The following is a 12,266-nucleotide window of genomic DNA, read 5'->3' as shown; positions in this document are numbered from 1 at the left end:
GACAAAAGAAAAATCCCTTGTTTTAAACAAAGGATTTTGTGATTATCAATTTGATTAAAGTTCGATATCACCGAACAAGTCAGCCATTGAGAATCCTGTTTGTGTTTCTGGAAGTTCGAAATCACGTTTTTCTTGACGTTTTGGACGACGTGGACGAGCAGCGCGTTTTTCTTCTTTTTGTCCTTCTTCTTGAGCTGGACGTTCTTCAAGAGCTTTGATAGAAAGTGATACGCGTTCTGCGTCAGCGTTAACATCAAGGACTTTAACAGTAACTTCTTGACCAACAGTAAGAGCTTCTTTTGGATTTTCGATACGTTTGTGTGAAATTTGTGATACGTGAACAAGTCCATCGATACCTGGCAACACTTCAACAAATGCACCGAAGTCAGTCAAACGTTTAACTGTTCCTTCTACTACATCACCTTTAGCCAATTTTTGCTCAACGCCATCCCATGGTCCAGGTGTTGTTGCTTTAAGTGAAAGTGACACACGTCCTTCTTCTTCGTTAAGATCAAGGATCTTCACTTCGATTTCTTCACCAACAGTTACAACTGATTTAGGTGATACGTTACGTTCATGTGACAATTCAGTCAAGTGAACCAATCCATCAACACCACCAAGGTCGATGAAAGCACCAAAGCTAGTGATACGAGCAACTTTACCAGTTACGACATCACCAACAGCCAATTTACCGAATACTTCAGCACGAGCTGCTGCAGTTGCTGCTTCAACAACTTCACGACGTGAAAGGATGAAGCGGTTTTCTTTAGGATCAACTTCTTTGATTTTAGCATCAAATTCTTGACCTACGAAACGCTCAGTGTTACGTACGAAACGAGTATCCAACATTGAAGCTGGGATGAATCCACGAACACCTTCAAATTCTACTGAAAGTCCACCTTTAACGGCACGAGTTCCTTTAACAGTAACAACTTCTTCTTCGCGTCCTACAAGTTTGTCCCATGCTTTGCGAGCTTCAAGGCGTTTTTTAGATACAAGGTATGTAACTGTATCAGTATCTTTACCAACTACTTGACGAAGTACAAGAACATCCAATACTTCTCCTACTTTCACAAAGTCATTGATATCTGCATCGCGATCGTTTGTCAATTCGCGAAGAGTCAAGACACCTTCAACACCAGTTCCAGAGATTGCAACGTTAGCTTGAGTCGCATCAACTGTCAATACTTCAGCACTAACAACATCACCAGGCTCAACTTGGCTAACGCTATTTAGCAAATCTTCAAATTCATTCATCTAAAAAATCCTCCAACAATCAAGTCTTTTCCAAAACTTGACATACTTATAATTTTTTTCCTAAGCACCCGCAAGAACATGTTCGTATTGTTCACGTCTTTCAATATAAAAATAAAATACCCTAAGATATTTTTCTTTTTATCTTGAATTTATTACCTAAGAACTGGGGTAGCTGGATTCGAACCAACGCATGAGGGAGTCAAAGTCCCTTGCCTTACCGCTTGGCTATACCCCAATGATGAGATGGAGAGAGAGGGATTCGAACCCCCGAACCCGAAGGAGCGGATTTACAGTCCGCCGCGTTTAGCCTCTTCGCTATCTCTCCAATGCTTAACGAAAACTATTATATCATGAAATTTTCAAAAAAACAAGCATTATTTTGTTAAATTATAGTTTTCAATCAAAATTTCCACAGCTTTTTCAAGTTTTTTATAAAAACTATCGACATTTCCATTCTTTATGATGGCAAATTGACTATCTAATTCGGCAATTTCACCAATGACCTTTTTCCCGATTGTCAAAACGTAACCTTCATAACTGTCTTTTCCAACAGTCACTTTTGCATCAGTTAATTGGATTTCAATTTTCTTATCTTTTTTACTCATACTTTACCTCTCTTCACTTTTTCTATTGTACAAGAAAATGCTCAAACTAGCAAGAAAAAACTCCATTTCAGCGTTACAACTGCTATGGAGTTCTTCTTTACTTCATGTCTTTTAGTCCACTTTGACAATCCATCCCTCCGGTGCTTCAATATCACCGAATTGGATACCAGTCAATTCGTCATAGAGTTTCCGTGTAACAGGACCTACTTCTGTTTCACTATAGAAAACATGGAAATCATCGCCATGTTGGATGCCTCCAATTGGCGAAATAACCGCTGCTGTTCCACAGGCACCTGCCTCTACAAAACGATCCAAATTGTCAATCGGAACATCACCTTCGATCGGTGTCAAGCCCAAGCGGTGTTCAGCCAAGTAAAGTAATGAGTACTTGGTAATAGATGGCAAGATCGATGGACTTAATGGCGTTACAAATTCGTTGTCTGCTGTAATTCCAAAGAAGTTGGCTGATCCGACTTCCTCAATCTTGGTGTGGGTAGCTGGATCTAGGTAGATAACATCTGAAAAATTACGTGATTTTGCCATTTTACCTGGAAGGAGACTGGCAGCGTAGTTACCACCTACTTTGGCAGCTCCTGTACCATGCGGGGCTGCACGGTCGTATTCATCCTGAATCAAGAAATTCGTTGGAACCAATCCACCTTTAAAGTAGTTACCAACTGGCATAGCAAAGATAGTAAAAATATACTCTTCTGCTGGTTTAACCCCGATGATATCTCCAACACCAATCAAAAGTGGACGAAGATAAAGGGTTCCACCTGTTCCATATGGTGGGACATATTCTTCATTTGCACGCACAACTGCTTTACAAGCTTCTACAAACATTTCTGTCGGAACTTGTGGCATCAAAAGACGGTCGCAAGTACGTTGCAAACGCTTGGCATTTTCGTCAGGACGGAACAATTGAATACTGCCGTCCTTGGTACGATAGGCTTTCAAACCTTCAAACGCTTGCTGTCCATAGTGGAGACTTGGAGAAGACTCTGAAATATGCAAGGTTGCATCCTCTGTCAATTCTCCTTGATCCCATTGACCATTTTTATAATGAGCGATATAACGATAAGGTAATTTCATATAAGAAAATCCAAGATTTTCCCAATCAATTGCAACTGTCATGTGTTTCTCCTTTATACTATTCAAACTATGTGTTCTATTCTACACTTTTCTAGTAAAATTTCAAGTATTATTTGTAATTTTCTGAAAATTTTCTCAACAAAAAGAAATCAGCCCTCTGGACTGATTCTTTTTATGGATTGTCTTTACCTTCTTTATAGACTTCTTTGAGGTAAGCATCAAAAACTTCTTCATCTGAAATGGTATCTGAGATAAAGCTTCCATTGCTAGTACGTTCTGACAAGTTGAGGTCTTGCAATCGACTCTCATAGATTGTTCCCTTGTTAGATTGGACAAGCAGAGTTTGGTCGTTTTCTTCTACTTCTGTACTAAAAAGATCACCAACGAAACCTTGCTCTGCAACTGCTCCAGCCAAGAAGACACGGTGCGGTTTGTTTTTCAACTCACGCAAGACTTGTAGGCCTCGTTTGGCACGGCTGGTCGCCGGAATTTCCTCAATGGAAACGCGTTTCAAGCTTCCACGTTGGGTCAAGAGGTAGAAGGATGAGGTGTTACAGATGAAGGCTGCCTGAAGTGCATCATCTGCTTTCAGGTTCATAGCCTTGACACCTGCAGCCTTGGCACCAACAACGGGAACCTCTTCGATATTGAAACGAAGGGCATAACCGTTTTGACTAATCAAAAGAACATCATCTAGTTTAATCGGAGCCACTGCTACAATTTGGTCTGTCTCGTCTTTGAGCTTAGCATACTTGACAGACTTCGACTTGTAGGTCCGCCATGGAGAGAATTCTTTGCGTTCTACGCGTTTGATTTGACCAAGGCGAGTTGCTGCAAAGTAGGTTGTCGCATCCTCAAACTGATCCACAACTTCAACATAGAGCACTTCTTCATTGGTTTCAAAGTTGGTAATCGTTTGGCTCAAGTGCTCTCCGATGTCCTTCCAGCGAATGTCTGCCAATTCATGGATTGGTCGATAAATGACATTTCCGAGAGTCGTGAACATCAAGAGGTGCTGGGTTGTCTTGGCAGTTTGTACAAAGATCAAACGATCATCATCACGCTTGCCAATTTCTTCCAGAGTGGATGCCGCAAAGGAACGTGGGCTAGTGCGTTTGATATAACCTGCCTTGGTCACGCTGACATAGGTATCTTCCTCAGCAATCAAACTAGCTGTGTCAATTTCGATTACTTTCGCAGTGTCTTCTAAAGTACTCAAACGCGGAGTCGCAAATTTCTTCTTGACCTCACGAAGCTCTTTCTTCATGAGATTGTACATAGTCCGTTCGTCACCAATGATAGCAGCAAGCATAGCAATCTTCTCACGAAGTTCTGCTTCTTCTTCCTGCAAGACAACCACGTCTGTATTGGTTAAACGGTAAAGTTGCAAGGTAACGATGGCCTCAGCCTGCTCTTCTGTAAAATCATAGCTAACCTTGAGGTTTTCCTTGGCATCAGCCTTATTCTCAGAAGCACGGATAAGGGCAATGACTTCATCCAAAATCGAAATCACGCGAATCAAACCTTCAACGATATGCAGACGTTTCTCAGCCTTTTCCTTGTCAAAGTGGGAACGCGCCAAAATCACTTCACGACGGTGGGCAATGTAGCTAGACAGGATTGGGACAATTCCGATCTGACGAGGCGTGAAATTGTCAATCGCCACCATGTTAAAGTTGTAATTGATTTGCAAGTCGGTGTATTTGAAGAGATAGTTGAGTACGAGCTCGGTATTCGCGTCTTTCTTGAGCTCAATAGCGATACGAAGACCGTCACGGTCAGACTCATCACGAACCTCAGCAATACCAGCCACCTTGTTATTGACACGAACATCATCGATTTTCTTGACGAGATTGGCTTTATTGATTTCATAAGGAATCTCAGTGATAACGATTTGTTCCTTACCACCTTTTAGCTTTTCAATATCAGTCTTAGAGCGAACGACCACGCGCCCTTTCCCAGTTTCATAGGCCTTCTTGATTTCGTCACGCCCTTGGATGATAGCTCCTGTAGGAAAATCTGGTCCAGGCAAGAATTCCATGAGTTTATCAACCTTGGCAGTCGGATGGTCAATCATGTAAACTGTCGCATCGATAACCTCAGCCAAATTATGCGGTGGAATATCCGTAGCATATCCAGCCGAAATCCCAGTCGAACCATTGACTAAGAGGTTGGGAAAGGCTGCTGGCAAAACCGTCGGCTCTTTCTCGGTATCGTCAAAGTTCCAAGCAAAAGGAACTGTCTTTTTCTCGATATCCTGAAGAAGATAACCAGCAATCTCAGACAAGCGCGCCTCAGTATAACGCATCGCCGCAGGCGGATCACCATCCATGGAACCGTTATTACCATGCATTTCAACTAGAATCTCACGGTTTTTCCAATCCTGAGACATACGAACCATGGCATCATAGATAGAACTGTCACCGTGTGGGTGAAAATTCCCCATGATGTTACCGACTGACTTAGCCGACTTACGGTAGCTCTTGTCAAAAGTATTGCCATCTTTATTCATCGAATAAAGAATACGACGCTGAACCGGCTTCAATCCATCCCGAATGTCTGGCAAAGCCCGGTCTTGAATGATGTACTTGGAGTAGCGACCAAAGCGCTCTCCCATGATGTCCTCAAGGGACATGTTTTGAATGTTAGACATAATAATTCTCTTTTTAGTGTTTTATTGTAAAGTAAATTTAACTGTTTCTTTGTAGGTAGTGAGAAAAGAAGAGCAATCCTACTAATCCTAGAATGAATAAAAGATTAATTTTAATAACAAATAAGCTAAGTAGGGTATTAATTAGGCCGTGAAAAATAGCGCAATAAAGGATCGACTTAGTCTTTTTGAAAACAGCTGCTAGAAGAATACTGAGATAAATTGCAAATAGACTGAATAATATAAAAGGCATCCTACTTTGGGAACTTCCAATCACAAACCATAAAGGTACATGCCATATTGCCCAAATACAACCTGTTATCAAACCGGAAATCCAAAAGGAGAATCTAGTTTCCAAAGTTGGTTGCAAGATGCCTCGCCATCCCAATTCTTCTTCGCCACCATAAACACAGACTGCACTCAAAAAAACAACAAACAAATTTCCTAGTGGAAAAGCCGGATTAAGCTCCTTAGATGAGAAAGCAATGACACCTGTCTGTACGAAAATTAGTAAAAGAAATAACAAAATATATTTCTTTGAGTCCCCCAAGATAAAAGAGACTACGCTTTTCATGGATTTTTGAGGCAAACAAGAAATGGCTGCAATTGTTGGACCGAAACCTCCTAGTAAATGGAGAAAAACTCCTAGTGGACTTGTTAGACTTAAGAGGCTCATTTGCGTCAGAAAAGCGAGCAATCCCCAACCAAATCCCCAAGAAATGAGAAAACTAATCAGTAAAAATTTTGTTATCTTATTATTTTGTAAATGTTTCATTTGTTTCGAGTCCCTCCTTAGCATACTGAATCATCTTCTCACCCACTTCCTTATCATAGTCAAAGCTCATCTTGTTAGCAAGGGATTGAGCTTCTTGGTGGAAAAGTTCCATGGTAGCAAATAAAGACTGAGTGATTTTTTCTAAACTGGAGAAATCAAGCAGATTTGAGAATTCCTTCTCTTTCTCAGCAGGTAAATAGTTAAAGAGATACTTGTAGTTCTTGCCAATATCAATCGTCCCCTTATCAGCTGCAACTTGCCAAGCCAAGACCTTCAAGAATTCTTGCTGACAAATCCCGTAGAGATGGTCAGTGGCATAGAGTAGTTGCTTGCGACAGATTCCCTTGACTACGTAAGCTGACACCCACCAAAATTCATTGCAGGCTTTTTCAAAATCTGTCTGACTAGCTAGACTTGTCCAAAAGCGTCGAAGACTTGGGGAATAAGGTTCAAATAAACCCTTCTTATCTTCTAAAACGGTGAATCCTGCTTCACTATCCACCCACTCCTGAATGTGCTCTTTGGGGCAGAGGGTCAAATCAATCCGATTGCCATCGTCAAAGAGCATGAGATACAGGCGACGGTGTCCCAGTACATTATACTGTTCAATCAAGCGTTTGCCAAACTGGTTCAACCAAGAAAGGTCTCTCGTCAGATTATCTAAATCGTCCACGACATAGACTACATCATAGTCTTGGAACTCGTCCTTGGAAGACTTTGGGTTTGTCCGCGAGCCGGACATGGCGACTGCATCGACCTGTAGCACTTTTGCGGTTTGCAAAATCACATCAAACATCTCGGGTTCAGTTCTCATGGGAATACCTGCCTTTTTAGTGAAAACTCTTGATTCTGTAAAGGATATGTCTATAAAGCGGACTGTCTGCTAGAACTTTTTCATTATCAAATCCCTAGGATTATATAAGACGAAATATTTTGGAAAATAATCCTAGGAATGAGGAAGCATTAGATTTATAGCCATCCCATTGCAATCATAGCGTCTCTTAACGAGTTATATCCCTTGATATCTCCACCGGTACAGCCATGAGTTACAGAAGCACTCCCATCTTCTCCATGATATTTCAGATAAATTTTTCCCTCACTAATAAAAGGTCTAAAATACTTGTTTCTTCCTGTTCGTTCAGTATATTGACTACCTTTCAAAGAATTTTCCAGCGTATTTATCTGTTCTTTTGTAAAAAGGATAATCCCTTTCTCCTCTTCTGTAGTAAAAGAATGAATAAGTTCACCCTCGCTAATAATTGTTCCAAACTTAATTTCAGGAATAGATTGGTTTCCTATCTTATCTTTTGCCTTATTAGAAGTTTTATAAATCCCAAGCACTTTTTCTTGAAGTACTAAAGCAAAATAATGCTCTTCACCAAGTAGTTCGGTTGAATCATTACTATTCTTAAAATATTTTCGATATTCTCCGTTATATCCATTTTTATAAAACTCTCGATAGCTGTTATATTCCCGATAGTCGCCCATAACTGATAAATCAAAATCAATATCACAATTCGGAATAAATACATGTTTTCCTATAGCTTGATCATTTTCATTAGGTTTTAAAGTTGTATAATAAATTTCCGTTCCAATAGGATATTTGTCTATTGAATCTTCTGACTTTTTATAAATCGCCTTTACTTCATAGAAAACCTCTCCACTTTCAGTATCCTTGAAAAACTTTTCAACTTCATCTTCAAAATAAGCTTGGCTATATCTTGGAGCTCCCTTAGTCTGATGGTTTGCACTAGCAAACTGAGTAATCAAATTTTTTTCTTTATCGTTAATGGCTTCATCTTTCCAAATCCCTTTTTGCTTGAAATCGGGAGTTAAGCACTGATACCCATAAATGAATTCATGGAAACCACGTCCCAAAATATGACCAATATTAAAATGATTAATTCCAATTTCTTTCGGATAGTTCTCTGGTGTTTTTTTATTTTCGGGAGCTTCTTTTCCTGTTTTTCTGGACCCTTTCAAAACACATGACCACCCTCGTCTAAAGTAATCAGAAGCCTCTTCTTTAATTTCCGACACTTCCTTTGTATAGTCCACTTCTATTTTAAAGTAACATCCTGATTCACAAAATTCTAACTTAATAGAATGTGTTTCTCTATCAATAAAAGTAAGTCTAGACAATCTTTCATTTAACCCACTATTTTCTAATAAAGAGACCAATTCGTCCTTATCTTTCAATCCAAGCCTAGTCAGAACATCTGATTCTTTCATAAGAGTTCTCCTTTTTCACAGTCCAAGACTTTAATTTTGAATGTATTTCAAAATTATATTGTAATTTTTGTTATTCTTTTCTTTGAAACGACTACTAAGAGAATCATTTATTTCTGGCTCAGTATATGAAATAGGTGGGCCATTGTATTTAAATAATTTATGAAACTCATCCTCTTCGCCAACATACACCGGAATATCATAAAAGAGTTCCCCTTTGTTATCTTGATACTGATCACCTGTAATATCAACTATTATATCTTCGTAGGCAACTAACCAAGCATGAGAATCTCCTTCCCATCCAGAACCATATTCACCAGAAACATATAATGATTCAATTCCTTTTTCATATAAATACCTCTGAAGGTAGTCACTTACATAGCTACAACATCCTACAGGAAAGTTTATTAGGTTATGATCAATTTCTCCCGCCTGAATTGCTTTTTCAATAGCTTGTCTATATTTTGTTGCTATTTCTTTCAATTCATTTATCATAACTTGTTTATTTTGCATTATTCAGAACGCCCCACTCTCTTCCAGCGTAAACTTGACATTGTCCTCAATCCACTTGCGGCGTGGTTCAACCTTGTCACCCATGAGGACATTGACACGGCGTTCGGCGCGTGCTAGGTCTTCGATTGTAACACGGATAAGGGTACGCGTTTCTGGATTCATGGTTGTTTCCCAGAGCTGGTCCGCATTCATCTCACCAAGACCTTTATATCGTTGGAGTGTTGCGCCTTTACCGAACTGATTACGGAGTTCTTCTAGCTCTCCGTCCGTCCAAGCATAGGCCACTTCTTCTTTCTTGCCTTTTCCTTTAGACATCTTGTAAAGAGGCGGAAGGGCGATGTAGACATGTCCTGCCTCAACTAGCGGACGCATGTAGCGGTAGAAGAATGTTAAAAGAAGAGTTTGGATATGAGCACCGTCAGTATCCGCATCGGTCATAATAATGATCTTGTCATAGTTAGCATCCTCAATAGAAAAGTCTGCTCCGACACCTGCACCGATGGTATAAATCATGGTATTGATTTCTTCATTTTTGAGAATATCTGCCATCTTGGCCTTGGCTGTATTGATCACCTTACCACGAAGAGGCAAAATAGCCTGAAACTTGCGGTCACGACCTTGTTTGGCAGAGCCACCGGCAGAGTCCCCCTCGACTAGGTAGAGTTCATTCTTAGCTGGATTTTTAGACTGGGCTGGCGTTAATTTACCAGAAAGCAATCCCTTATCTTTTTTGTTTTTCTTGCCATTGCGACTCTCATCACGCGCTTTACGTGCTGCTTCACGGGCATCACGCGCCTTGATAGCTTTGCGAATAAGATTGGAAGCCAGTTCCCCATTTTCCATAAGGAAGAAGGTCAACTTATCAGCCACAATCCCATCCACAACTGGACGAGCTAGTGGGCTTCCAAGTTTGTCCTTGGTCTGACCCTCAAACTGGAGGTGTTCTTCAGGAACCAGAATAGAAAGAACAGCTGCTAGTCCTTCACGGTAATCTGACCCTTCAAGATTTTTATCTTTTTCCTTGAGAAGTCCCGTCTTACGCGCATAATCGTTCATGACCTTAGTAATGGCTGACTTAAGTCCTGTCTCATGCGTTCCACCGTCCTTAGTACGAACGTTATTGACAAAGGATAGAATGTTATCTGAGAATCCATCATTGTACTGGAGGGCAACTTCCACTTGGAAACCATTGTCTTCGCCTTCAAAGTATAGGACTGGCGTCAAGGTTTCCTTGTCTTCGTTCAGATAGGAAACAAAGTCCTGAACTCCGTTCTCATAGTGGAACTCAATCGCTTCATCTGTTCGTTTGTCTGTCAAAGACAAGGTGACATTTTTTAAGAGAAAGGCTGACTCATTGAGACGTTCTGAAATGGTATTGTACTTAAAGTCTGTCGTAGAAAAAATCGTCGCGTCAGGCATGAAAGTGACTTTGGTACCTGTCTTAGACTTGGGTGCTGTACCAATTTTCTTCAAGGTCGTGACAGGTTTTCCGCCATTTTCAAAACGTTGCTTGTAGACTGTACCGTCACGAGTAATTTCAACTTCTAGCCAACTAGAAAGGGCATTAACAACGGAAGAACCCACCCCGTGGAGACCTCCAGATGTCTTATAGCCACCTTGACCGAATTTTCCTCCAGCGTGGAGAATGGTAAAGATAACCTCAACGGTTGGAATTCCCATGGCGTGCATCCCAGTCGGCATCCCACGACCGTGGTCTTGAACCGTCAAACTCCCGTCTTTATTGATGGTCACATCAATGCGGTCACCAAATCCAGACAAGGCTTCATCGACTGCATTGTCGACGATTTCCCAGACTAGGTGATGGAGACCCGCACCGTCGGTCGATCCAATATACATCCCTGGACGTTTACGGACCGCATCCAACCCTTCTAGCACCTGAATGGCGTCATCATTGTAGTTATTAATATTGATTTCCTTTTTTGACACAAGGAACCTCCTATTTGTTCATCTTTTCTATTTTACAGGTTTTCTAGGGATTTTGCAAAGCTTTTCCCTTTCAGCCGTCACAATTTCACAGGATATTCTCTGACTTTCTATACCATTTCATGGTATAATAGGTCTATGATGACATTTGTATTATTAATTTTAGCTTATCTGCTAGGTTCAATTCCATCTGGTCTTTGGATTGGACAAATTTTCTTTCAAATAAATCTGCGTGAACATGGTTCTGGAAACACCGGAACAACCAATACTTTCCGAATTTTAGGTAAGAAAGCAGGTATGGCAACCTTTGTGATTGACTTCTTTAAAGGAACCTTGGCCACTCTCCTTCCAATTCTTTTCCACCTACAAGGTGTATCACCTCTTGTTTTTGGACTTTTGGCTGTCATTGGACATACCTTCCCTATTTTTGCTGGCTTTAAAGGTGGCAAGGCTGTCGCAACCAGTGCTGGAGTGATTTTCGGATTTGCGCCTTTTTTTTGTCTCTATCTAGCAGTTGTATTCTTTGGAAGCCTCTATCTAGGTAGTATGATTTCCCTGTCTAGCGTTGTTGCTTCTATTGCTGCTGTAATTGGAGTTCTCCTATTTCCACTATTTGGATTTATCCTGAGCAGCTACGACCCTCTCTTCATCCTGATTATCCTAGCACTTGCTAGCTTGATTATCATTCGTCACAAGGATAATATCACACGCATCAAAAATAAAACTGAAAATCTTGTCCCTTGGGGATTGAACCTAACTCATCAAAATCCTAAAAAATAAAACGCCAGTTTAAAACTGGCGTTTAAAGATATTCAATTACACTAATATCCTAGTGTGGAATTTTAATAGATAAATTTTCTAAGCAATAATTTTCATGGTGGAAATAAAAATGAAAAATATAATTAGTGACCGTATCTCAAATAAGCAAATTATAAAAGATTTTATTAGCAATTTCATTGGCTCTTTGAGCGGGAAATCTTTCAATTTTGCTTTAGGTTTGATGCTACTGGATCAAACAAAATCTGCAATGAGTTTTGGGATTAATATGATTATTTATCCTTTAGTCAGTTTGATTTTCTTAGTTCCCATTGGTAATCTAGTAGATAGATACCCACACAAGAAAATTTTGATATATAATTTCATCTTTAGAATTTTTACCTTTCTTTTATTCTATGCTTTTTATTTTCTTATGGATTCTTCG

The 12,266-nt window shown here is 40.1% G+C and carries 10 protein-coding genes, 2 tRNA genes and 1 pseudogene; 2 read left to right on the top strand and 11 right to left on the bottom strand.

The annotated features are described in order from the left end of the window. Nucleotides 1-54: 54 nt before the first annotated feature. The 11 genes from rpsA to parE all read right to left on the bottom strand — a co-directional run bounded on the left by rpsA (nt 55) and on the right by parE (nt 11,068). The gene (gene rpsA, locus D8805_RS08625; RefSeq protein WP_001001617.1) at nt 55-1,257 is read right to left on the bottom strand and encodes a 30S ribosomal protein S1; all 1,203 of its coding nucleotides are present in this window, start codon (nt 1,255-1,257) and stop codon (nt 55-57) included. A gap of 163 nt (nt 1,258-1,420) precedes the next feature. Beyond that, nucleotides 1,421-1,492: transfer RNA gene (locus D8805_RS08620), tRNA-Gln, on the bottom strand. Between the two features lie 9 nt (nt 1,493-1,501). Beyond that, nucleotides 1,502-1,582 (bottom strand) — tRNA-Tyr (locus D8805_RS08615). A gap of 49 nt (nt 1,583-1,631) precedes the next feature. After that, complete coding sequence (locus tag D8805_RS08610; RefSeq protein ID WP_000037107.1) at nt 1,632-1,862, bottom strand: DUF2969 domain-containing protein; 231 nt, start codon at nt 1,860-1,862, stop codon at nt 1,632-1,634. Nucleotides 1,863-1,973: 111 nt separating this feature from the next. Further along, the gene (locus D8805_RS08605; protein WP_312023351.1) at nt 1,974-3,011 is read right to left on the bottom strand and encodes a branched-chain amino acid aminotransferase; all 1,038 of its coding nucleotides are present in this window, start codon (nt 3,009-3,011) and stop codon (nt 1,974-1,976) included. 115 nt (nt 3,012-3,126) lie between these two features. Beyond that, the gene (gene parC / locus D8805_RS08600; protein ID WP_125416826.1) at nt 3,127-5,607 is read right to left on the bottom strand and encodes a DNA topoisomerase IV subunit A; all 2,481 of its coding nucleotides are present in this window, start codon (nt 5,605-5,607) and stop codon (nt 3,127-3,129) included. A 37-nt stretch (nt 5,608-5,644) separates the two neighbouring features. After that, nucleotides 5,645-6,379 (bottom strand): CPBP family intramembrane glutamic endopeptidase, encoded by a 735-nt coding sequence (locus D8805_RS08595; RefSeq protein ID WP_125416824.1) that lies wholly within the window; start codon nt 6,377-6,379, stop codon nt 5,645-5,647. Then, complete coding sequence (locus D8805_RS08590; protein ID WP_125416822.1) at nt 6,360-7,193, bottom strand: aminoglycoside 6-adenylyltransferase; 834 nt, start codon at nt 7,191-7,193, stop codon at nt 6,360-6,362. Before D8805_RS08590 ends, D8805_RS08595 begins: the two co-directional genes overlap by 20 nt. Before the next feature lie 155 nt (nt 7,194-7,348). Next, nucleotides 7,349-8,611 (bottom strand): hypothetical protein, encoded by a 1,263-nt coding sequence (locus D8805_RS08580; RefSeq protein WP_125416820.1) that lies wholly within the window; start codon nt 8,609-8,611, stop codon nt 7,349-7,351. Nucleotides 8,612-8,641: 30 nt separating this feature from the next. After that, a complete protein-coding gene (locus D8805_RS08575) occupies nt 8,642-9,121 on the bottom strand; it encodes a hypothetical protein (RefSeq protein ID WP_125416818.1) in 480 nt (159 codons plus the stop codon). A 3-nt stretch (nt 9,122-9,124) separates the two neighbouring features. Further along, nucleotides 9,125-11,068 carry a DNA topoisomerase IV subunit B gene (gene parE, locus D8805_RS08570; RefSeq protein ID WP_125416816.1) on the bottom strand — a complete coding sequence of 648 codons (1,944 nt, stop codon included), beginning with the start codon at nt 11,066-11,068 and terminating at the stop codon, nt 9,125-9,127. A 135-nt stretch (nt 11,069-11,203) separates the two neighbouring features. On the opposite strand from parE, the gene plsY reads away from it, so the two are divergent. Next, complete coding sequence (gene plsY / locus D8805_RS08565; RefSeq protein ID WP_125416814.1) at nt 11,204-11,845, top strand: glycerol-3-phosphate 1-O-acyltransferase PlsY; 642 nt, start codon at nt 11,204-11,206, stop codon at nt 11,843-11,845. A 109-nt stretch (nt 11,846-11,954) separates the two neighbouring features. Next, a pseudogene (locus D8805_RS08560) lies at nt 11,955-12,266 on the top strand (MFS transporter); the annotation flags it as partial.

Source organism: Streptococcus oralis subsp. dentisani (assembly GCF_003944205.1).
GTDB lineage: Bacteria > Bacillota > Bacilli > Lactobacillales > Streptococcaceae > Streptococcus > Streptococcus oralis_BH.
Note: the sequence above shows the minus strand (reverse complement) of the source record. Positions and strands in the feature narration are given on the sequence as shown.